This window comes from Piezobacter thermophilus (assembly GCF_055386745.1).
This window is the reverse complement of sequence record NZ_AP042380.1, coordinates 590,402-611,645: the sequence shown is the minus strand read 5'-3', so window position 1 is coordinate 611,645 and position 21,244 is coordinate 590,402. Positions and strand designations below refer to the sequence as shown.

The window sequence follows — 21,244 nt, the reverse complement described above, 5'->3', positions numbered from 1 at the left end:
GCATGCGGTTACAGGGGGAAATACCGGCCCATGAACATGCAGACGACTACCGTGATGGCTCCGCCCGCGCCCAGACGGCTGTCGGAAATGCAGCTGCCCATGGTGATGATGCGGGATATCCTGCTCAAGACGATCTTCCGCAAGAGCGTCGATACGGTCAGCGCCATTGCCGAGGCGGTCTGCCTGCCGATCCCGGTCACGCAGGAACTCGTCGATCTCGCCCGCGAGCAGAAGCTGCTGGAGGCCACCGGCACGCTGCATGCCAACAGCGGCAGCGAAATGGGCTATCAACTTACCGATGCCGGCAAGGCCCGGGCGCTGGACGCGCTGTCGCAGTCGGAATATTACGGCCCGATGCCGGTGCCGCTGAGCGTCTATGCCGAACAGGTCAAGCGCCAGAGCATACGCAACATCCAGGTGACCCGCGACCAGCTGATCCGGGCCATGGGGCACCTGATCCTTCCCGACAGCCTGCTCGATCACCTCGGCCCGGCGATCAGCGCCGGCCGTTCGATCCTGATGTACGGCCCGCCCGGGAACGGCAAGTCCTCGATCTCGAACGGGATCCGCGATGCCCTTGGCGACAGGATCTACATTCCCCGCGCGATCGAATATGCCGGGCAGGTCATCACCGTCTATGATCCGATCATTCACAACGCCGCCGAAGAGGCCCGCGACGACCCGACCAGCCTGCGGCGCAACCGGCGTTTCGACACGCGCTATGTGCTGTGCGACCGGCCCACGGTGATTACCGGGGGCGAGCTGTCGCTGAAGATGCTCGACCTCGTCTACAACCCGACCGCGCGCACCTATCAGGCGCCGCTGCAACTGAAATCGACCGGCGGCGTTTTCATCGTGGACGATCTGGGCCGGCAGGAAGAGCCCCCACAGGCGCTGATCAACCGCTGGATCGTCCCGCTTGAAGAAAGCAAGGATATCCTCAGCCTGCAATCGGGCGAAAAGTTCGAGGTGCCCTTCGACACGCTGGTGATCTTCTCGACCAACTTCCACCCCAACGAGATCTTCGATCAGGCCGCGCTGCGGCGCATCTTCTTCAAGATCAAGATCGACGGGCCGAGCCAGGAAAACTTCCTCAAGATCTTCGCCATGGTGGCCCGCAAGAAGGGGATGCCGCTGGACGAAGCGACGCTGGTTCACCTGCTCAAGAACAAGTATCCCACCATCGACAACGTCTATGCCAACTACCAGCCCGGTTTCCTGATCGACCAGATGATCGCGATCTGCGAATTCGAAGGCATCCCCTACCAGATGACGCCGGAACTGATCGACCGGGCCTGGGCCAACATGTTCGTGCGCAACGAACATATCGTCAAATGATCGGGGTTGCCGGTTGCGGCCGGATGGGAGTGCCGATGCTGGCGGCGCTGTGCGGTGCCGGCTTCGATGCGGAAGGCTTCGACATCCGCCCGGCCGCCGAATTCGGGCCGCTGGCCCCCCATGTCGGCAACGATCCGGCCGCCTTCGCGCAACGGCTTGAGACGCTCGTCACCGTGGTTCGGGACATTGCCCAGACCGAAGAGGTGCTGTTCGGGCGCCAGAATTTCGCCACCGCCCCGCGGCTGGAGCGGATCGTCATCTGCTCGACCCTGTCGCCGCGCTATGTGACCGCCTTGCGCGCGCGCCTGCCCCGGCGCATCGCGCTGATCGATGCGCCGATGTCCGGCGCGCAGATCGCCGCGCAGGAGCGCCGCCTGTCCTTCATGCTGGGCGGCGAGCCCGAGGAGCTGGATGCCATCCAGCCGCTGCTCGAGGCCATGGGCCGCCATTTCCTCCGCATGGGCCCCTTCGGAGCGGGCATGCAGGCAAAGGTGCTCAACAACCTTCTGGCCGCCGCCAATACCGCCATGACCCGGATGGTGCTGGACTGGGCCGATCGCACGGGGCTCGAGGAAGGGGCGTTGCTTGCACTCATCCATACCTCCTCGGGGCAGAACTGGTTTGCGTCAAACTTCGATGACATCGAATTCGCCCGCGACGGCCACGCCGAGGACAACACCATCGGCATCCTGGTCAAGGATGTGGAAAGCGCCCTGGACGCGGCCCCCGAGGGCGCCGACACCGACCTGCCGCGTGCGGTGCGCGAGGCCGTCAGGGCGCTGACCCCGCGGCCGCGCAAATCCTGAACTCCTGAACGCGCATGCGCGCCGGGCAGGGCCGCCCGGCGCCCTCTCACTTCGGCATCAAGGCCCAGTAGTCGAGATCCAGAAGAACCCCCGGCAGGTATTTCCCGTCCTCCCCGCGCAGCGCGAAGGGCGCGCCCTCCTTGTATGCCACCAGCCGCAGCCGGATCGCACCCACCCCCGGCGCCGGGGTGTCGGCCTTGTCCAGCACCTCGGACCATGCCCGCACCGTATCGCCGGCAAAACAGGGATTGGCATGCGCCCCGGCATTGAGCCCCACGATCATCTGCGCATTGGCAAGCCCGTTGAAGCTGAGCGCCCGGGCAAGCGAAATCACGTGCCCGCCATAGATCAGCCGCCGCCCGTCGGGCCGCAAGCTGGCATCGAAATGCACCCTGGCGGTGTTCTGCCACAGGCGCGTTGCCATCATGTGTTCGGCCTCCTCCACGGTCACGCCATCCACATGGTCGATCTTTTCACCCACCTCATAGTCGCCCCAGCGATGCGGCTCGCCGGCCAGGGCGAAATCGTAATCGGTGAAGTCCAGCCCCTCGGGGATGACAAGCTGCCCGGGCGGAAGCGCATCGGCCAGCTCGGGGATCACCGTCTCGGGGGCGGGGGCCGCGGCGTCGCGCTTGCGCACCATCACCCAGCGGCAATATTCCAGCACCGCCTCGCCGCGCTGGTTCAGCCCGCGCGTGCGCACCCAGACCACCCCGGTCCTTCCGTTCGAGTTCTGCTTCAGCCCGATCACTTCCGATTCCGCGCGCAACGTGTCGCCCGGCCGGACCGGCCGCAGCCAGCGCCCCTCGGCATAGCCGAGATTGGCCACCGCGTTCAGCGAGATGTCAGGCACGCTCTTGCCGAAGACCAGGTGGAAGGCGGCCAGATCGTCGATCGGGCTGGCCGGCAGCCCGCAGGCGCGGGCAAACTCGTCCGAGGAATACAGCGCATGGCGCGCCGGATAGAGCGCGTGATAGAGCGCCCGCTCACCCCCCGAGACGGTGCGCGGGACGGCATGGGTCAACACCTCTCCGACGCGGTAATCCTCGAAGAAGCGGCCCGGACTGGTCTTGGCCATCTATTGCTCTCCCAGTTTCATATCGGGGGAATAGGGGGGCTCCACCTCCTTGGTCACGGCCTGCGCGCAGCGCATCACCCCGCGGGCGGAATCGAAGGCCATGGCCGGGCTGCCATGCAGCTCCCACCCCGTGGACAGGGCCAGCGACACCTTGTGGCAAAAGGCCGACGTGTCGTCCTCGGTCAGCAGACGGTAGATTTTCGGCATTGCGTTCTCCGTATCAGCCTGGGAATGGCCAGGGGCCGATCATCCCGTGGATCCAGCCGATCACCGCCAGCAGCACGGCCGAGGCGACAAGGAACATCGCATCCGCCCCCAGCGTGCCCGGAGCGCCCGGCGTCCAGTCGGGTTCGGCGCGGTTGACGGCGGCGGCCTGCACCGGAACCCATGCCAGCAGCCCGCCGAACAGGATCAGCGCCGCCAGATCGCCGTTGACCAGAAGATGGGCGATGGCCCACAGCGCCAGCCCGGTCAGCATCGGGTGACGCATCCCATGCAGGATCCGCCCCTTGCGGCCGGCCGGGCTCATCATGAAGATGGCAACCAGAACCAGCAGGTTGTTGACATGGCGCATCCACGCGGGCGGAGACCACAAGTCGATGACCGGAGCGGCCCGGAAGCCACGGGACATCAGCCAGATGGACAGCACCAGCACCAGCGCCACGACCGCCTTGCCCGGCATTTCACCAAGGGCGCCGCGGGCATTCGGCGCCAGGCGCTTGAAAAGATGGGCGACCCACCAAAGGGCCACGCCCGCGATCAGAACTCCGAATCCGCTCATGTTCCAAAACCTGTCCTGTTTGTCTCGCCCGAAACGCGCAAGCGGCCCGGGCACGCGCCCGCCCGCCCCCAGCTGCGGGCAAGGTTGCATCCATCCATGTCCGGCATGGCCTAGAACCCCAGTATTGATTCGATTGCCGCCGCCTTGGCAAGGATATCGCGCGCAGCTTCCACGTGAAGGTTCTCGACGATCCGGCCGTCCACGACGGCAACCCCCTGCCCCTGTGCCTGCGCCTGTTCGAATGCCTCGATCTGACGGCGGGCCAGCTCGATTTCTTCCGGGGTCGGCGCAAAGACACGGTTGGCCACCTCGATCTGGGCCGGGTGGATCAGGGTCTTGCCGTCGAAACCCATGTCGCGGCCCTGTTCGCACTCGGCAGCCAGGCCCTCGCTGTCCCGATAGGCGTTGTAGACGCCGTCCACGATCACCACGCCCTCGGCCTTCGCAGCCATCAGGCACAGGCCCAGCCCGGTCAGCAGCGGCAGCCGGTCGGGGCGATAGCGGGATTGCAGCTCCTTGGCCAGGTCGTTGGTGCCCATCACCATGCCGGTCAGAAGCGGGTGCGCGGCGATTTCGGCGGCATTCAGCATCCCCCGCGGCGTTTCCATCATCGCCCAGATCGGCAGGTCACCGGTGATTGCGGCCAGCGCATCCACATCCGCCGCGCCCGACACCTTGGGCAGCAGCACCACATCCGCGCCCATCTGCGTCACCGCCTCAGCGTCGTCCCGCCCCCATGGCGTATCAAGCCCGTTGATCCGCACGATCTTCATGCGCGGGCCATAGCCGCCCTCCTCCAGCATGGCCGCAAGCGTTCCCCGCGCGTTTTCCTTTTCATCCGCGGCCACCGCATCTTCCAGGTCGAAGATGATGGCGTCGACGGGAAGAGTGCGGGCCTTTTCCAGCGCCCGCTGCTTCGATCCGGGAATATAAAGCACCGAGCGGTACGGGCGGGCGCGCGGGGCGGTTTTCTCAGCCATAGCTCTCTCCTTCGGGACATATTGTTGCGCGGAAAGGGGCATTTCTGGTCGGAAAATTCAAGAAAAATATCGCCGCAACGCAGAATCCCGGCCTCGCCACGAGTATTGTGAACGGTTCGTTAACCATTTCCGGGCATTGCCGGACAGGGTTTTTCGACAGGAGGCGGATGATCCGCCCGAGATTCCGGCCGTCGGGCCGGCGTCGATCGGGGGTTGGCGATGAAACGGAAATTCATGAAGCCAATGACGGGCCTTGGCATGGCGGTGCTGGCGACGGCGCAGGCGCGGGCGGAAGCGCCGCGAAACTGCGCCCCGCGATCGGCGGTGGTCGAACGGCTGGCCTCGACCTACGGGGAAACGCTGCGGATCGTCGGGCTTGGCACGCGGGGCGCCGTCATCGAGGTTTTCGCATCGGCCGCGACGGGAAGCTGGACCATCACCGCCACCCGGCCGAACGGGCTGACCTGCCTGATCGCCTCGGGCGAGGCCTTTGAAACCGTTCTCAACCCGCCGCCCCTACCCATCGGTGTCGAGGCCTGAGCCCGACCCGCAGCCTCAGGTCAGGCCGTCCCGGATCAGTTTGGCGCCGGTCACCAGAAGCAGCACATAGGCAAGGCCGAAAAAGGCCCGCTCGGGCACGATCCGATGGGCGCGGACGCCAAGCCATGCTCCGGCCAGCGCGAAGGGCGTGAGGAGAAGGTCGGCCAGCGCGGTTTTCGCGGTAAACATGCCAAGCGCTGCGTAAGGTGCGAACTTCACGATATTGATGATCCAGAATATCAGGACCGTCGTCGCCTGGTACCGCGCCTTGTTCAACCCCCGCGAAAGCAGGTAGACCGCTGCCGGCGGACCGCCGGCATGGCTCACGAAACTGGTAAAGCCGGCGGCCATGCCCGCGATGATGCCGGCCCAGACGGGAAGCCGGCGACCCGAAAGGCGCAGCAAGCCGCTGCGGCGCCAGAGCTGCCATATCACGAACAGAACCGCGATCGTTCCGATCAGCAGGCGGATTGTGTCCGTATCCACCACGCCGAACAGCGCAACTCCCAGCCCTACTCCCGGAAGGCTTCCAAGGATGATCGCCTTCGCCTCGGGCCAGCTCCACCTGCGCCAGTAGGGTTTCAGCGTCGCCGCGTCGATGAGCATCAGCAGCGGCAACATCACGCCCAGCGCCTGCCCCGGATCGAGGACAAGCGCCAGAATCGTTGCCGAAGCGAAGGCCGCACCCGATCCGAACCCGCCCTTGGAGACACCCGCGAACATCACCGCCGGCGCCGCGACGAGGAAAAACATCGGCGTGAGTTCCGGCATCGCCCGCCACCTAACCCGTTCGTTTCAACCGCTTTAGCGGAAACATCCCCCGCGCGGCAATCGCCACGGCGCGGCGCAGCACGCGCGGAACCCTTGCGCGTCACGGCGTAACGCACTAGCAAACCGCCAATTTCAACCGGACCGGAGATCGAATCCATGGCCAGACCCAAGATCGCGCTGATCGGCGCAGGTCAGATCGGCGGCACGCTCGCCCACCTTGCCGCGCTGAAGGAACTCGGCGACATCGTGCTGTTCGACATTGCCGAAGGCATTCCCCAGGGCAAGGCGCTCGACATCGCCGAATCCGGCCCCGTCGCGGGGTTTGACGCCGCCCTCAAGGGCACCCAGTCCTACGAGGACATTGCCGGCGCAGATGTCTGCATCGTCACCGCCGGTGTCCCGCGCAAACCGGGGATGAGCCGCGATGACCTGCTGGGCATCAACCTCAAGGTCATGAAGGCGGTCGGCGAAGGCATCCGTGACCACGCGCCGAACGCCTTTGTGATCTGCATCACCAACCCGCTGGACGCCATGGTCTGGGCCCTGCGCGAATATTCGGGCCTGCCCCACAACATGGTCTGCGGCATGGCCGGGGTGCTGGACAGCGCGCGCTTCCGCCATTTCCTCAGCCTCGAATTCGGCGTCTCGATGAAGGATGTCACTGCCTTCGTGCTGGGCGGGCATGGCGATACCATGGTGCCTTCGGTGCGCTATTCCACCGTTGCCGGCATCCCCCTGCCCGACCTGGTCGAAATGGGCTGGACCACGCAGGAGAAGCTGGACGCCATCGTGCAGCGCACCCGCGATGGCGGCGCCGAGATCGTCGGCCTGCTGAAGACCGGCTCGGCCTTCTATGCCCCGGCAACCAGCGCCATCGAGATGGCCGAGGCCTTCCTCAAGGACCAGAAGCGGGTTCTGCCCTGCGCCGCCTGGTGCGATGGTGAGCTGGGCGTGAAGGGCATGTATGTCGGCGTGCCGACCGTGATCGGTGCCGGCGGCATCGAGAAGATCGTGAACATCAGGCTCACCCAGGAAGAGCAGGAAATGTTCGACAAGTCGGTGGATGCAGTGAAGGGCCTGGTCGAGGCCTGCAAGAACATCGACAGCGCGCTGGGCTGACAGCGGTAAGGGGGTGCGGGCGTCTTTCGTCCAGGCGAGGGGCGCTGCCCCTCGCGCTCCCCGGGATATTTTCAGCCAGAAAAAGACGTGATCCCGGCTTTGGCGATCGGCCAGGGTGAATACGTGAGGCTTGTTCCTCGATATGGCCCGTGGAGCCGTCGCCAACGCGAATGCCCCGACCACATGTGCGCCGCATGTCGAAGGTGCGCGGGCGGTGGGCCGTGCCTTGCGTGATTTTCGGGTGAAATGGGCGGCGATCGGGCCGACCGCGCGTTTCTTCGCCTCTTCTTTTCGTGTCTGCAAAGCGACTGCGAATCAAGCATTTCCCGTGCGCCCGAAGGTTCGTGATCACACACTTCAGAGCCGTGATCACAAACTGCTAAAATCCTCGCCAATTTCCGATATTCGTGCAAAAAAGGATTAACCGGACTGCGCATACATGCGTATACAGCCCCCAATTGCAGTCAGACGACGGGACGACTTCCATGAACATCCATGAATACCAGGCCAAGGCCCTTCTTCGCAGCTATGGCGCGCCGGTATCGGACGGCCGCATCGTCCTGAGAGCCGAAGATGCGAAGACGGCGGCGGGCGAACTGGACGGTCCGCTCTGGGTGGTCAAGGCGCAGATCCATGCTGGGGGCCGGGGCAAGGGCCGGTTCAAGGAAGCCGATGCAGGTGACGCGGGCGGCGTGCGCCTGGCCCGGTCGGTCGAGGAGGCCGCCGAAGAGGCAAAGAAGATGCTGGGCCGCACGCTGGTCACGCACCAGACCGGCCCGGGCGGCAAGCGCGTGAACCGCATCTATATCGAGGCCGGATCGGGCATCGCGCGCGAGCTGTATCTGGCGCTGCTGATCGACCGCCAGAGCTCGCGCATTTCCTTCGTCTGTTCGACCGAGGGCGGCATGGATATCGAAGCGGTCGCCGCGAAGACGCCCGAGAAGATCCTGTCCTTCGCGGTCGATCCGGCCACCGGTTATCAGCCGTTCCACGGCCGCCGCATCGCCTTTGCCCTGGGGCTGGAGGGCGCGCAGGTCAAGCAGTGCGTGCAGCTCATGGGCCTGCTTTACAAGGCCTTCACCGAAAAGGACATGGAGCTGCTGGAGATCAATCCGCTGATCGTCACCGACGAGGGCGACCTCAAGGTGCTGGACGCCAAGCTGGGCTTTGACGGCAATGCGCTCTACCGTCACCCCGACATTGCCGAGCTGCGCGACGAATCCGAGGAAGACCCCAAGGAGCTGGAAGCCTCGAAATACGATCTCAACTACATCGCCCTGGATGGCGAGATCGGCTGCATGGTCAACGGCGCGGGGCTGGCCATGGCGACCATGGACATCATCAAGCTCTATGGCGCGGAACCTGCGAACTTCCTAGACGTGGGCGGCGGCGCGACGAAGGAAAAAGTGACCGAGGCCTTCAAGATCATCACCTCGGACCCCAATGTGAAGGGGATCCTGGTCAACATCTTCGGCGGCATCATGCGTTGCGACGTGATCGCCGAAGGCGTGGTGGAAGCGGTGAAGGAGGTCGGCCTGAAGGTACCGCTGGTGGTGCGGCTCGAAGGCACCAATGTCGAGAAGGGCAAGCAGATCATCAACGATTCGGGCCTCAACGTGATCGCCGCCGACGATCTCGACGATGCCGCGCAGAAGATCGTGAAGGCGGTGAAGGGCTGATCCGCCCCACCCGGAACATTCGGGCGCAATGCCCGCCAGCAGACAGAAGGACAGGAGAAGGCCGACATGGCAATCCTCGTTGACGAAAACACCAGGGTCATCTGCCAGGGCTTTACCGGCAGCCAGGGCACCTTTCACTCGGAACAGGCCATCGCCTACGGCACGAAGATGGTCGGCGGCGTCACCCCCGGCAAGGGCGGGCAGACGCATCTGGGCCTGCCGGTCTTCAACTCGGTGCATGAGGCGCGCGCCGAAACGCAGGCCAACGCAACCGTGATCTATGTGCCCCCGCCCTTTGCCGCCGATTCGATCCTGGAGGCGATCGACGCCGGGATGGAGCTGATCGTCTGCATCACCGAGGGCATCCCGGTGCTGGACATGATGAAGGTCAAGCGCGTCCTGCAGGACAGCGACTCGATCCTCATCGGGCCCAACTGCCCCGGTGTGATCACGCCGGATGCCTGCAAGATCGGCATCATGCCCGGCCACATCCACAAGCGCGGCTCGGTGGGGGTGGTTTCGCGCTCGGGCACGCTGACCTACGAGGCGGTCAAGCAGACCACCGATGTGGGGCTGGGCCAGAGCACCTGCGTCGGCATCGGCGGCGACCCCATCAAAGGGACCGAGTTCATCGACGTGCTGGAACGCTTCCTTGCCGACCCGGAAACCGAAAGCATCATCATGATCGGCGAGATCGGCGGCTCGGCCGAGGAAGAGGCCGCGCAATTCCTGCGCGACGAGGCGAAGAAGGGCCGCAAGAAGCCGGTCGCCGGCTTCATCGCCGGCCGCACCGCGCCTCCGGGCCGGCGCATGGGCCATGCAGGCGCCATCGTCTCGGGCGGCAAGGGCGGCGCCGAGGACAAGATCGAGGCCATGCGCGCGGCCGGCATCGTCGTGGCCGAAAGCCCGGCGAAACTGGGCGAGGCGGTCCTGGAAGCAATCAAGGGATGAGTCCGATTGCGCCCGGCGGGGCTGTGATCCTGCCGGGCGCACCCTATCTAGAGGTTCGAACCGCGCCCGAGGTGCCACAATGACCGAGCAATCCCCGAACAAGATGTTTCATGCGTCGTCCTTCATGCAGGGACAGAACGCGGAATACCTCGAACAGCTCTACGCCCGTTATGCGACCGACCCCAGGGCGGTGGACGAGGCCTGGGCGGAGTTCTTCCGCCAGCTGGGCGATCCCGAACAGGACGTGAAGGCCGAGGCCAGGGGGCCGTCCTGGGCGCGAACCGACTGGCCGCCGCAACCGGCCGACGAGCTGACCGGCGCGCTGACCGGCGAATGGCCCGCCCCGCAGGAGGCCAGCGCCGCCGGGAAGAAGATCGCCGCCAAGGCCTCCGAGAAGGGGGTCGAGATCACCGATACCCAGATCCAGCGCGCGGTTCTGGATTCGATCCGGGCGCTGATGCTGATCCGCGCCTATCGCATCCGCGGCCACCTGGTGGCCGATCTCGATCCGCTGGGGATGCGCTCCAAGACCCCGCATCCCGAGCTGGACCCGAAGAGCTACGGCTTTACCGAAGCCGACATGGACCGCCCCATCTTCATCGACAACGTGCTGGGGCTGCAGATCGCCACGATGCGCCAGATCCTGGACATCGTGAAGCGCACCTATTGCGGCACCTTCGCCCTGCAATACATGCACATTTCCGACCCCGAGCAATCGGCCTGGCTGAAGGAGCGGATCGAAGGTTACGGCAAGGAGATCACCTTCACCCGGCGCGGGCGGCGGGCGATCCTGAACAAGCTGGTCGAGGCCGAGGGCTTCGAGAAGTTCCTGCATGTCAAATACATGGGAACCAAGCGTTTTGGCCTTGACGGGGGCGAGGCGCTGATCCCGGCGATGGAGCAGATCATCAAGCGCGGCGGCGCGCTGGGGGTGAAGGAGATCGTCATCGGGATGCCGCATCGCGGCCGGCTGTCGGTTCTGGCCAACGTGATGGGCAAGCCCTATCGCGCCATCTTCAACGAATTCCAGGGCGGCAGCTTCAAGCCCGAGGACGTGGATGGCTCGGGCGACGTGAAATATCACCTGGGCGCGAGCTCGGACCGCGAGTTCGACGGCAACAGCGTTCACCTTTCGCTGACTGCCAACCCCTCGCACCTCGAGGCGGTGAACCCGGTCGTGCTGGGCAAGGCGCGCGCCAAGCAGGATCAGCGCAACGACAAGGAGCGCATCGAGGTTCTTCCGGTTCTGCTGCATGGCGATGCGGCCTTTGCCGGCCAGGGGGTGGTGGCCGAGTGCTTCGCCCTGTCGGGACTGCGCGGGCACCGTACCGGCGGCACCATGCATATCGTCATCAACAACCAGATCGGGTTTACCACCGCGCCGCATTTCTCGCGCTCTTCGCCCTATCCGACCGACAACGCGCTGGTGGTCGAGGCGCCGATCTTCCACGTCAACGGCGACGACCCCGAGGCGGTCGTGCATGCCGCCAAGGTGGCCACCGAATTCCGCCAGAAGTTCCACAAGGACGTGGTGATCGACATCTTCTGCTATCGCCGCTTCGGTCACAACGAGGGCGACGAGCCCATGTTCACCAACCCGCTGATGTACAAGCGGATCAAGCGGCACAAGACCACGCTGCAACTCTATACCGAACGGCTGGTCAAGGACGGGCTGATCCCCGAGGGCGAGATCGAGGACATGAAGGCCGCCTTCCAGGCCCATCTGAACGAGGAATTCGAGGCCGCCAAGGATTACAAGCCCAACAAGGCCGACTGGCTGGACGGGCGCTGGTCGCATCTCGACCGTCATGGCGACGAGTATGTGCGCGGCGAAACTGCGATCGCGCCGGAAACCATGGCCGAGATCGGAAAGGCCCTGACCCGCGTCCCCGAGGGTTTCAACCTGCACCGCACCGTGGGGCGGCTGCTCGAGGCCAAAAGGGAGATGTTCGAGACCGGCAAGGGCTTCGACTGGTCCACCGGCGAAGCACTGGCCTTCGGGTCGCTTCTGGTCGAGGGCTATCCGGTGCGTCTCTCGGGCGAGGATTCGACCCGCGGCACCTTCTCTCAGCGCCACTCGGCCTTTGTCGATCAGGAAACCGAAGACCGCTATTACCCTCTCAACCACATCCGCGAGGGGCAGGCCCAGTACGAGGTGATCGATTCGGCGCTGTCGGAATATGCCGTTCTGGGCTTTGAATACGGCTATTCCCTGGCCGAGCCCAACGCCCTGACCCTGTGGGAGGCCCAATTCGGCGACTTCGCCAACGGCGCCCAGATCATGTTCGACCAGTTCATCAGCTCGGGCGAAAGCAAGTGGCTGCGCATGTCGGGCCTTGTCTGCCTGCTGCCGCACGGGTTCGAAGGCCAGGGGCCGGAACATTCCTCGGCCCGGCTGGAGCGGTTCCTGCAGATGTGCGGACAGGACAACTGGATCGTGGCCAACTGCACGACCCCGGCCAACTATTTCCACATCCTGCGCCGGCAGCTGCACCGCTCGTTCCGCAAGCCGCTGATCCTGATGACGCCGAAATCGCTGCTGCGGCACAAGCTGGCTGTCAGCGACGCCGAGGATTTCACGACCGGGTCCAGCTTCCACCGGGTGCTGTGGGACGATGCGCAAAAGGGACGGTCCGAAACCACCCTGGTCCCGGACGACAGGATCCGCCGGGTGGTGATGTGTTCGGGCAAGGTCTATTACGACCTCCTGGCCGAACGCGATGCCCGCGGCATCGACGACATCTATCTGCTGCGCATCGAACAGTTCTACCCGTTCCCGGCGCTCAGCCTGGTCAAGGAGCTCGGCCGTTTCAAGGATGCCGAAATGATCTGGTGCCAGGAAGAGCCCAAGAACCAGGGCGCGTGGAGCTTTATCGAACCCAATCTCGAATGGGTCCTGAACCGCATCGGCGCCCGGCACCAACGCCCCGCCTATGTCGGGCGGGCCACTTCCGCCTCGCCGGCCACCGGGCTGGCCAGCCAGCACAAGGCACAACAGGACGCGCTCGTGAACGAGGCGCTGACCATCGAAGGAAACAGGTAACATGACCATCGAAGTTCGAGTGCCCGCTCTGGGCGAATCCGTGACCGAGGCCACGGTCGCCACGTGGTTCAAGAAACCCGGCGATACGGTCGCGGTGGACGAGATGCTGTGCGAGCTGGAAACCGACAAGGTGACGGTCGAGGTGCCCAGCCCCGCGGCCGGAACCCTGGGCGAAATCCTGGCCCCCGAAGGAACGACCGTCGGCGTGGATGCCCTGCTTGCCACCATCGTCGAGGGCGCCGCCAAGGCCGACGCTGAAACGGCGCCGGCCCCCGAAGCCGCTCCGCCCGCTGCGGCTGCGGCCGCCGCCGCGACGATCGATATCCTGGTGCCGGCATTGGGCGAATCGGTGACCGAAGCCACCGTCAGCTCGTGGTTCAAACAGGTGGGTGAGGCGGTCGCGCAGGATGAAATGCTGTGCGAACTGGAAACCGACAAGGTTTCCGTCGAGGTGCCCAGCCCTGCCGCCGGGGTACTGACCGAGATCCTCGCCCCCGAAGGCGCGGCCGTTCAGCCAGGGGGCAAGCTCGCCGTGATCGCGACCTCGGGCGCGACCGCAACTGCCAGCTCCGCCCCGACCGCGCCGGCACCAGCACCGGCCACGGCCCCGCAGAAGGACGGCGCCGGCGCGCGCGACATCGAACACGCCCCCTCGGCCCGCAAGGCCATGGCCGAGGCCGGGCTTTCGCCGGACGCCATCACCGGAACCGGCCGCGATGGCCGCATCATGAAAGAGGATGTCGCCCGCGCGGTCGCCTCCGCCGCGACCTCTTCCGCCGCGCCCCCGCAGGCTCCGGCCGCGCCGCCCCCGCGCGCCCCGGTCCCGGCCGAGGACGCCGCCCGCGAAGAACGCGTGCGCATGACCCGCCTGCGCCAGACCATTGCCCGGCGGCTCAAGGACGCGCAGAACACCGCCGCCATCCTCACCACCTATAACGAGGTGGACATGTCCGCGGTGATGCAGCTGCGCAAGACCTACAAGGAGGCATTCGAGAAAAAGCACGGCGTCCGCCTCGGCTTCATGTCCTTCTTCACCAAGGCCTGCTGCCACGCGCTGAAGGAAATCCCCGAGGTCAATGCCGAAATCGACGGCACCGACATCGTCTACAAGAACTTCGTGCACATGGGCATCGCCACCGGCACGCCCCAGGGCCTGGTGGTGCCGGTGATCCGCGACGTCGACACGAAATCCTTTGCCGAGATCGAAAAGGAAATCGCCGAAAAGGGCAAACGCGCCCGCGAGGGCAAGCTCGGCATGGCCGAAATGCAGGGCGGCACCTTCACCATCTCCAATGGCGGCGTCTATGGGTCGCTGATGTCCTCGCCGATCCTCAACCCGCCGCAATCGGGTATCCTCGGCATGCACAAGATCCAGGACCGCCCCGTCGTCGTGGGGGGCGAGATCGTGATCCGCCCAATGATGTACCTGGCGCTCAGCTACGACCACCGGATCGTGGACGGCAAGGGCGCGGTCACCTTCCTCGTCCGCGTCAAGGAACTGCTCGAAGATCCGCGCCGCCTGCTGATGGATCTGTGACCGCACGGATGAGAGCTTCCTTCCTCTTGCAGCAAATACTCCGGGGGTGAATGGGCCGCAGGCCCAGAGGGGGCAGCGCCCCCACCCCCACCCAACCAGGAGACCGAAATGGCCCAATATGACGTGATCATCATCGGCGGCGGCCCGGGCGGCTATGTCTGTGCCATCCGCTGCGCCCAGCTCGGCCTGAAGACCGCCTGCGTCGAGGGCCGCGACAGCTTGGGCGGCACCTGCCTCAATGTCGGCTGCATCCCCTCCAAGGCGCTTCTGCACGCCACCCACCAGCTGCACGAGGCGAGGCACAACTTCGCGAAGATGGGGCTGAAGGGGAAGGCCCCCACCGTGGACTGGAAACAGATGCTCGCCTTCAAGGACGAGGTGATCGGCCAGAACACGAAAGGCATCGAATACCTGTTCAAGAAGAACAAGATCGACTGGCTCAAGGGCTGGGGCACGATTCCCGCGCCGGGCCGGGTCAGGGTCGGCGAGGAAGAGCACAGCGCCAAGAGCATCATCATTGCCACCGGCTCGGAACCCGCCACGCTGCCCGGTGTCGAGGTGGACGAAAAGACCGTGGTCACATCGACCGGCGCGCTCGCTCTCGGCAAGATCCCGAAAAGGATGATCGTGATCGGCGCCGGCGTCATTGGGCTGGAGCTGGGCAGCGTCTACAACCGCCTCGGCTCCGAGGTAACGGTGATCGAATATCTCGACGCCATCACCCCGGGCATGGATGGCGAGGTGCAAAAGACCTTCCAGCGCATTCTCAAGAAACAGGGCCTCAAATTCGTCATGGGCGCCGCGGTCCAGGGCTGTTCGGTCTCAAAAGGCAAGGCCAGTGTCTCCTGGAAGCTGCGCAAGGACGACAGCGAACATGCACAAGAGGCCGATTGCGTCCTCGTCGCCACCGGGCGCAAACCCTTCACCGACGGGCTGGGGCTCGACGCGCTGGGGGTGAAGATGACCGAACGCGGCCAGATCGCCATTGATGCGGGCTGGCAGACCTCCGTCTCCGGCATCTACGCCATCGGCGATGCGGTGCCGGGGCCGATGCTGGCCCACAAGGCGGAAGAAGAGGGGATTGCCGTGGCCGAACGGATCGCAGGCCGGCACGGGCACGTCAATTACGGCGTGATTCCGGGCGTGATCTATACCGCCCCCGAAGTGGCCAGCGTCGGCGAAACCGAGGAAAGCCTGAAGGCGCAGGGCCGCGCCTACAAGACCGGCAAGTTCATGTTCATGGGCAACGGCCGGGCCAAGGCCAGCCTCGCCGCTGAAGGCTTCGTCAAGATCCTTGCCGACAAGGGAACCGACCGCATCCTGGGCGCCCATCTGATCGGCCCTGCAGCCGGTGAAATGATTCACGAAATCTGCGTGGCGATGGAATTCGGCGCCGCTGCCGAAGACCTGGCGCTGACCTGTCATGCCCACCCGACCTTTTCCGAGGCGGTGCGCGAAGCGGCGCTTGCCTGCGGCGACGGCGCAATCCACAGCTGAGCACCTGCCGAGAGGCGCGCTGGGACCGACATGGGCCACCCGGCGCGCCCCGGCATCGTGCCCGCGCCCCGAAACCGGTTGGCGAAACCCGTTGGCGACGGGGCGAATGCTCCCCGCTCCCTCCTTCTGGACTCTGCCCGAAGCCTGCGCCACGGTTGCGGCAACGACCTCGGGCTTGGGAACCGCGGAAGGAGGGCCGACCATGCGCGTTCTGATTACCGGTGCGGCGGGCATGATCGGCCGCAAGCTGACCGAAAGCATCGCAACACGCGCAACGCTGGGCAAGCGCGAGGTCTCGGCCCTCGACCTCGCCGACACGCTCGCCCCCACGGCCCCGGACGACGCCCCTGGCGGGTTGCGCCTTGCCGCCGATATCGCCGCCCCCGACACCGCCGCACGCCTCGTTGCCAATCGCCCCGATGTCATCGTGCATCTCGCCGCACTTCCCTCTGCCGGTGCCGAAGATTTCTTCGAACGGGGCTATGCCATCAACCTCGACGGTACCCGGTCGCTGCTCGACGCCATCCGCGCCGAAGCGCGTTCCGCCCCCTACTGCCCGCGGCTGATCTTTTCCTCCACCATCGCCGTGTTCGGCGCGCCCTTTCCCGACCGGATCGACGACGATTTCCTCGCCGCCCCGCTGACCAGCTACGGCACCCAGAAGGCGATGGGGGAATTGATGATCTCGGACTATTCCCGCCGAGGCATTCTCGACGGCATCAGCCTCAGGCTGCCGACGATCTGCATCCGCCCGGGCAAACCCAACCTAGCCGCATCCGGGTTCTTTTCCAGTATCCTGCGCGAACCTCTGATCGGACAGAAAGCCGAACTCCCGGTCCCCGAGACGACCCGCCACTGGTTCGCCAGCCCCCGCGCCGCGGTCGGCTTCATCCACCACGCCACAGACCTCGACCTCGCCCGCCTCGGCCTCCGACGCGCACTCAACATGCCCGGTGTCTCTGCCACCGTGGCCGAGCAGATCGACGCGCTGCGCCGCATCGCCGGGGAAAGGGCGACCCGGTTGATCATCCGCAAACCCGATCCGAAGATCGCGGCAATCGTCGCCGGCTGGCCACGCGATTTCGACACGCGCCGCGCGAGCAAGCTGGGTTTCCGCACCGATGACGGTTTCGACGATATCCTCCTCTCCCATATCGAGGACGAACTTCAAGGATCCCTTCCGATCGATGCCCAGGCCTGAGAAGATCCTTTTTCTGGCCGCAAATATCCCGGGGAGCGCGAGGGGCAGAGCCCCTCGCCCGGCCGGATCGCGCAAGCGAGCCGAGCCCCCGTGCCGGCCTCACCCCATCCACTTGCGTACCGGGGCCCGGGCCTCTTCCAGCGGCTGCACCTCCACGTCCACAAGCGTCGGACCATCATGCGCCACCGCCCTGCCCAGGGCGGTTTCAAGTTCGTCCGGATCCTCCACCCGCCATGATTTCACCCCGAAGGCCGAAGCCACCGCTGCATGGTCGGTCGGACCAAAATCCACGTTGTGATACCGCCCGCCCCTGTCTGCCGCCTGGCTGGCCTTGATCCAGCCAAAGCTGGCATTGGAAAAAACGACATAGGTGATCGGAGCCCGGCACCGCACCACCGTTTCCAACTCGCCGCAGGTAAACCCGAAGGATCCATCCCCCATGAGCCCCACAACCTTGGACCCCGGCCGCCCGAACCATGCGCCCAGCGCTGCCGACAAGGCATAGCCCAACGCGCCATGCGCCCGATTGGTGATGAAATGCCGCCCCGGGCGCTGCAGTTGATAATAGGCCGAGAAATAGGGGCAACTGGTGCCCGGATCGGACACCACCGTCGCATCCTCGGGCAGGACCTTCATCAGCGCCGCGACCACCCGCTCGGGTCGGATGGGCACTTCGTCACTGGCCGCAAACCGCGCGAACGCCGCGAACTTGCGCCGCTTGCGCTCGGCCACCGCCGCCGCACCGCCAAAGGTTTCCGCCCCCTGATCACGCGCATCCAGAACGGCGTTCGCCTCCTCCAGCGACAACCTGAGATCGCCCACCACCGCCACCTCCGTCCGGTAATTGGCATTCATCACCATGGGGTCAATATCGAAATGCACGATTCGCGTGCCCGGCTTCGGGGCCTCCCAGCGCGCGGTCGTCGTTGACCCGGCCCGGCATCCCATGAACACCACCAGATCGGCCGCCTCCATCATCTCCCATGTCTCGTCGGTGCCACCGTTCGACCCCACCACGCCCAGACAGTTCGGATGCGTCTCGGCCAGCGCGCCCTGACCTGAAATCGAAGTGGCCACCGCAATGTCGAGCCGTTCGGCAAACCGCCCAAGCGCCTCCCACGCCCCCGAAATCACCACACCGCCCCCGCATATGATCAACGGCCTGCGGGCCGACAGGATCGCCTCCACGGCCGCCTCGACAGCGCCCGGTGCGGGCGCCTCGCGATAGGCCGGATAGGTCTGCGTCTCCGGATCGGCCCAGATGTCGCTTGCCCCGACCGGATCGCTCTGCACGTCATGGGGCAGGCCCAGATGGGCCGCCCCGGCCCGCCCGGTGGTCATCGCCCGAAACGCGGCTCGCACCATGCGCGGAATGTGATCGGCGCGGCGGATCACGGCATTCCATTTCGTCAGGGGACGCATCAACGCCTCCTGATCCACCTCGGTCAACGGATACTTGCCGTATGATCCAACCGACACATCCGTTGTAATCGCCAAAAGCGCATACGAACTTTCCGTCGCCTCGATCAGCCCCGGCAGGATGTAGGTCGCCCCGCCCCCCGAAGGCCCTTCGGCAACACCGGGCCGCCCCGTCACCCGCGAATAACCGTCGGCCATGTAGGTCGCGCAGCGCTCGTCCCGCACAAGCACATGGGCGATCCCGTGATCGAGCTGCCGCATCGCGTCGTAGAACGGCAACGTCGTATCTCCGCAAAGCCCGAACACATGCTTCACGCCATGCGCCTGCAACATGCGCACCATCGCCTCGGCGCCGTTCATCCGGTTGTCCATCCTGCCGCTCCTCACCGCATGCATAATTGCATACAGCCTTGCATGTAATCTTGCTCCCCTGTCAATCCTTGCATAAAGTCGTCTTGTCGCGCTCCGGGCCGGGGCCACGAAGCATCGGGAAAACCCCCATGTCCACTGCCGAAAGCAACGTCGATCGCCTGTACGAGACATTGCGCAGAATGGCGGCCGATTTCGTCTTCAAACCCGACGCCCGCATCAACGAAAGCGCGCTCGCCGCTCAACTCCATTCCAGCCGGACACCCATCCGCGAAGCGCTCAACCGGCTGGTGGCCGAGGGCTTCCTGACCTTCCGAAGCGGCCGCGGCTTCTTCTGCCGGCCGCTCGATCCGGCGCGCGTGCTCGACCTCTACCAGGCCCGCGTCGCCATCGAATGCGAAGCCGTCCGCCTTGCCTGCGCACATGCCACGACCGCGCAGACCGAAGAGCTGCGGAACTGGCTCGACGTGATCGCCCCTGACTATGGACCACAAGCCGACGTCGCGCGGATGCTCGAGCTGGACGAAGACTTCCACCGGCGGCTGACCGCCCTTTCGGGCAACGCCGAACTGGTCCGACTGCTGGACAATCTCAACGACCGCATCCGTTACGTGCGCATGATCGACCTGCGCCGGATGCAATCCGGAGCGGTACGGCAACGCGATCCTGTCGCCGCGCACCGGCGCATCCTCGATGCGCTCGCCTCCCGCAATTCCGATGCCGCAGCGGCGTCCATGCGCAAGCACATCGAACGCCGACGGGACGAGGCGACCGAGGCCGTCCGCGCCGCCTATGCCCAGCTTTACGTGCCCAACACCTGAAGGGGGAATGCCAATACCCCCGCAACATGGCGGCAAGACCGTTATCGGAGCGGCGGTCGGCATCCCGATCCGCGGGCCCTTCCCAAAAGCCTGGTGGCGCCGACCTGCTGCCCACCTTCATCGAGGCCAACCAAGCGCCAAGACGATTCGCAAGGGAACGCGACGACCACAGGCAATAATCCTTCCTCTTGCCGAAAATACTCCGGGGGTGTGGGGGCAGAGCCCCCACCCCGACCGGTCGCCTGCTCGGCCAGGCAAAACTTTCCTTGCGCGAACCGCGTGCGTTTGGTTAGTTTTCCTAACCAAATCCCCGAAGCATCCCAAGCGGGCGGGGAATCTTGACGTTTCACAGCCGGCCGCGCGGACATGCACCCCCGTGGAGATGAAATCGAAAGGATCGATGGATGGCAAAAGTCGCGTTTCTCGGCCTCGGTGTCATGGGGTACCCGATGGCAGGCCACCTGGTGGCGGCAGGACATGACGTCACGGTGTACAACCGGACCGCAGCCAGGGCCGAGGCCTGGGTGGGCGAACATGGTGGCACGATGGCGCCGACACCGGCCGCCGCCGCTCAGGGCGCGGAATTCGTCATGTCCTGCGTCGGCAATGACGACGACCTTCGCGCGGTCTGCACGGGCGAGAACGGCGCCTTCGAGGGCATGTCTTCCGGCGCCGTGTTTGTCGATCACACCACGGTTTCGGCCCGGGTCACGCGTGAACTTTACGCTGCGGCCAGGGATCGCGGCGTCTCCTTCGTCGATGCTCCGATCTCGGGCGGGCAGGCGGGGGCGGAAAACGGCGTACTGTCGATCATGTGCGGCGGCGACGAGGATGCCTATGCCCGGGCCGAACCGATCATGCAGGCCTATGGGCGCTCGATCAAGCGACTGGGCGAAAGCGGCGCCGGGCAGCTGACCAAGATGGTCAACCAGATCTGCATCGCCGGCCTGGTGCAGGGACTGGCCGAGGGCCTGCATTTCGCCGAGAAGGCCGGGCTGGATGGCCGGGCCGTGGTCGAAGTGATCTCGGGCGGCGCGGCCGGATCGTGGCAGATGTCGAACCGCTATGAAACCATGCTCGACGACAAGTTCGACTTCGGCTTCGCCGTGGACTGGATGCGCAAGGATCTGGGCATCTGCCTGTCCACGGCCAATGAAAACGGCGCATCGCTTCCGGTCACGGCGCTGGTGGATCAGTTCTACAAGGACGTGCAGAACATGGGCGGCGGCAGGTGGGATACCTCCAGCCTGATCCGACGCCTGCGCGCGCTTGACCGGAACAACTGACAACGGTTTCCGCAGCGTTCAGACGCAA

General features: G+C 65.3%; 18 protein-coding genes. 12 read left to right on the top strand and 6 right to left on the bottom strand.

The annotated features are described in order from the left end of the window. Window positions 1-30 precede the first annotated feature (30 nt). Entirely contained in the window at window positions 31-1,338 is a 1,308-nt protein-coding gene (locus ACZ5CM_RS02830) for an ATPase (RefSeq protein ID WP_464641076.1), read from the top strand. Next, window positions 1,335-2,144, top strand: coding sequence for an NAD(P)-dependent oxidoreductase (locus ACZ5CM_RS02825; protein WP_464641075.1), 810 nt, complete (start codon window positions 1,335-1,337; stop codon window positions 2,142-2,144). Before ACZ5CM_RS02830 ends, ACZ5CM_RS02825 begins: the two co-directional genes overlap by 4 nt. Window positions 2,145-2,190: 46 nt before the next feature. Here the strand turns inward: ACZ5CM_RS02825 and ACZ5CM_RS02820 are convergent, their stop codons facing one another. The 4 genes from ACZ5CM_RS02820 to ACZ5CM_RS02805 form a co-directional block, all read right to left on the bottom strand. After that, entirely contained in the window at window positions 2,191-3,222 is a 1,032-nt protein-coding gene (locus ACZ5CM_RS02820; protein ID WP_464641073.1) for a MaoC family dehydratase, read from the bottom strand. Then, window positions 3,223-3,429, bottom strand: coding sequence for a DUF1737 domain-containing protein (locus ACZ5CM_RS02815; protein ID WP_464641071.1), 207 nt, complete (start codon window positions 3,427-3,429; stop codon window positions 3,223-3,225). 13 nt (window positions 3,430-3,442) lie between these two features. Continuing rightward, window positions 3,443-4,003 (bottom strand): NnrU family protein, encoded by a 561-nt coding sequence (locus ACZ5CM_RS02810; RefSeq protein ID WP_464641069.1) that lies wholly within the window; start codon window positions 4,001-4,003, stop codon window positions 3,443-3,445. A gap of 110 nt (window positions 4,004-4,113) precedes the next feature. Then, a complete protein-coding gene (locus tag ACZ5CM_RS02805) occupies window positions 4,114-4,983 on the bottom strand; it encodes an HpcH/HpaI aldolase/citrate lyase family protein (RefSeq protein ID WP_464641068.1) in 870 nt (289 codons plus the stop codon). 243 nt (window positions 4,984-5,226) lie between these two features. On the opposite strand from ACZ5CM_RS02805, the gene ACZ5CM_RS02800 reads away from it, so the two are divergent. Continuing rightward, a complete protein-coding gene (locus ACZ5CM_RS02800; protein WP_464641066.1) occupies window positions 5,227-5,523 on the top strand; it encodes a hypothetical protein in 297 nt (98 codons plus the stop codon). 15 nt (window positions 5,524-5,538) lie between these two features. Here ACZ5CM_RS02800 and ACZ5CM_RS02795 read toward each other — a convergent pair whose 3' ends face one another. Then, complete coding sequence (locus tag ACZ5CM_RS02795) at window positions 5,539-6,294, bottom strand: sulfite exporter TauE/SafE family protein (protein WP_464641064.1); 756 nt, start codon at window positions 6,292-6,294, stop codon at window positions 5,539-5,541. Window positions 6,295-6,450: 156 nt separating this feature from the next. On the opposite strand from ACZ5CM_RS02795, the gene mdh reads away from it, so the two are divergent. From mdh to denD, 7 genes are all read left to right on the top strand, one after another. Further along, window positions 6,451-7,413, top strand: coding sequence for a malate dehydrogenase (gene mdh / locus ACZ5CM_RS02790; protein ID WP_464641063.1), 963 nt, complete (start codon window positions 6,451-6,453; stop codon window positions 7,411-7,413). 485 nt (window positions 7,414-7,898) lie between these two features. Beyond that, window positions 7,899-9,092: an ADP-forming succinate--CoA ligase subunit beta gene (sucC, locus tag ACZ5CM_RS02785; protein WP_464641062.1), complete on the top strand. Its 1,194-nt coding sequence runs from the start codon at window positions 7,899-7,901 to the stop codon at window positions 9,090-9,092. Window positions 9,093-9,158: 66 nt separating this feature from the next. Continuing rightward, window positions 9,159-10,043: a succinate--CoA ligase subunit alpha gene (sucD, locus tag ACZ5CM_RS02780; RefSeq protein ID WP_464641060.1), complete on the top strand. Its 885-nt coding sequence runs from the start codon at window positions 9,159-9,161 to the stop codon at window positions 10,041-10,043. Between the two features lie 79 nt (window positions 10,044-10,122). Then, entirely contained in the window at window positions 10,123-13,086 is a 2,964-nt protein-coding gene (locus ACZ5CM_RS02775; RefSeq protein ID WP_464641058.1) for a 2-oxoglutarate dehydrogenase E1 component, read from the top strand. 1 nt (window position 13,087) lies between these two features. Continuing rightward, the gene (gene odhB, locus ACZ5CM_RS02770) at window positions 13,088-14,623 is read left to right on the top strand and encodes a 2-oxoglutarate dehydrogenase complex dihydrolipoyllysine-residue succinyltransferase (RefSeq protein ID WP_464641056.1); all 1,536 of its coding nucleotides are present in this window, start codon (window positions 13,088-13,090) and stop codon (window positions 14,621-14,623) included. 108 nt (window positions 14,624-14,731) lie between these two features. After that, complete coding sequence (lpdA, locus tag ACZ5CM_RS02765) at window positions 14,732-16,120, top strand: dihydrolipoyl dehydrogenase (RefSeq protein ID WP_464641054.1); 1,389 nt, start codon at window positions 14,732-14,734, stop codon at window positions 16,118-16,120. A 202-nt stretch (window positions 16,121-16,322) separates the two neighbouring features. Then, window positions 16,323-17,321 (top strand): D-erythronate dehydrogenase, encoded by a 999-nt coding sequence (gene denD / locus ACZ5CM_RS02760; RefSeq protein WP_464641052.1) that lies wholly within the window; start codon window positions 16,323-16,325, stop codon window positions 17,319-17,321. A 99-nt stretch (window positions 17,322-17,420) separates the two neighbouring features. Here denD and ACZ5CM_RS02755 read toward each other — a convergent pair whose 3' ends face one another. Continuing rightward, complete coding sequence (locus ACZ5CM_RS02755) at window positions 17,421-19,112, bottom strand: thiamine pyrophosphate-binding protein (RefSeq protein WP_464641050.1); 1,692 nt, start codon at window positions 19,110-19,112, stop codon at window positions 17,421-17,423. Between the two features lie 128 nt (window positions 19,113-19,240). Here ACZ5CM_RS02755 and ACZ5CM_RS02750 point away from each other — a divergent pair, with 128 nt between their 5' ends. Both ACZ5CM_RS02750 and ACZ5CM_RS02745 read left to right on the top strand, forming a co-directional pair. Next, window positions 19,241-19,930: a GntR family transcriptional regulator gene (locus tag ACZ5CM_RS02750; protein WP_464641048.1), complete on the top strand. Its 690-nt coding sequence runs from the start codon at window positions 19,241-19,243 to the stop codon at window positions 19,928-19,930. A 404-nt stretch (window positions 19,931-20,334) separates the two neighbouring features. Then, a complete protein-coding gene (locus tag ACZ5CM_RS02745; protein WP_464641046.1) occupies window positions 20,335-21,216 on the top strand; it encodes an NAD(P)-dependent oxidoreductase in 882 nt (293 codons plus the stop codon). The last annotated feature ends 28 nt before the right edge of the window (window positions 21,217-21,244 follow it).

Excerpts from the sequence above, each read along its gene's own strand:
- ACZ5CM_RS02830 (WP_464641076.1), top strand. The coding sequence starts at position 31 with ATGAACATGCAGACGACTACCGTGATGGCTCCGCCCGCGCCCAGACGG.
- ACZ5CM_RS02825 (WP_464641075.1), top strand. The coding sequence starts at position 1,335 with ATGATCGGGGTTGCCGGTTGCGGCCGGATGGGAGTGCCGATGCTGGCG.
- ACZ5CM_RS02820 (WP_464641073.1), bottom strand. The coding sequence starts at position 3,222 with ATGGCCAAGACCAGTCCGGGCCGCTTCTTCGAGGATTACCGCGTCGGA.
- ACZ5CM_RS02815 (WP_464641071.1), bottom strand. The coding sequence starts at position 3,429 with ATGCCGAAAATCTACCGTCTGCTGACCGAGGACGACACGTCGGCCTTT.
- ACZ5CM_RS02810 (WP_464641069.1), bottom strand. The coding sequence starts at position 4,003 with ATGAGCGGATTCGGAGTTCTGATCGCGGGCGTGGCCCTTTGGTGGGTC.
- ACZ5CM_RS02805 (WP_464641068.1), bottom strand. The coding sequence starts at position 4,983 with ATGGCTGAGAAAACCGCCCCGCGCGCCCGCCCGTACCGCTCGGTGCTT.
- ACZ5CM_RS02800 (WP_464641066.1), top strand. The coding sequence starts at position 5,227 with ATGACGGGCCTTGGCATGGCGGTGCTGGCGACGGCGCAGGCGCGGGCG.
- ACZ5CM_RS02795 (WP_464641064.1), bottom strand. The coding sequence starts at position 6,294 with ATGCCGGAACTCACGCCGATGTTTTTCCTCGTCGCGGCGCCGGCGGTG.
- mdh (WP_464641063.1), top strand. The coding sequence starts at position 6,451 with ATGGCCAGACCCAAGATCGCGCTGATCGGCGCAGGTCAGATCGGCGGC.
- sucC (WP_464641062.1), top strand. The coding sequence starts at position 7,899 with ATGAACATCCATGAATACCAGGCCAAGGCCCTTCTTCGCAGCTATGGC.
- sucD (WP_464641060.1), top strand. The coding sequence starts at position 9,159 with ATGGCAATCCTCGTTGACGAAAACACCAGGGTCATCTGCCAGGGCTTT.
- ACZ5CM_RS02775 (WP_464641058.1), top strand. The coding sequence starts at position 10,123 with ATGACCGAGCAATCCCCGAACAAGATGTTTCATGCGTCGTCCTTCATG.
- odhB (WP_464641056.1), top strand. The coding sequence starts at position 13,088 with ATGACCATCGAAGTTCGAGTGCCCGCTCTGGGCGAATCCGTGACCGAG.
- lpdA (WP_464641054.1), top strand. The coding sequence starts at position 14,732 with ATGGCCCAATATGACGTGATCATCATCGGCGGCGGCCCGGGCGGCTAT.
- denD (WP_464641052.1), top strand. The coding sequence starts at position 16,323 with ATGCGCGTTCTGATTACCGGTGCGGCGGGCATGATCGGCCGCAAGCTG.
- ACZ5CM_RS02755 (WP_464641050.1), bottom strand. The coding sequence starts at position 19,112 with ATGGACAACCGGATGAACGGCGCCGAGGCGATGGTGCGCATGTTGCAG.
- ACZ5CM_RS02750 (WP_464641048.1), top strand. The coding sequence starts at position 19,241 with ATGTCCACTGCCGAAAGCAACGTCGATCGCCTGTACGAGACATTGCGC.
- ACZ5CM_RS02745 (WP_464641046.1), top strand. The coding sequence starts at position 20,335 with ATGGCAAAAGTCGCGTTTCTCGGCCTCGGTGTCATGGGGTACCCGATG.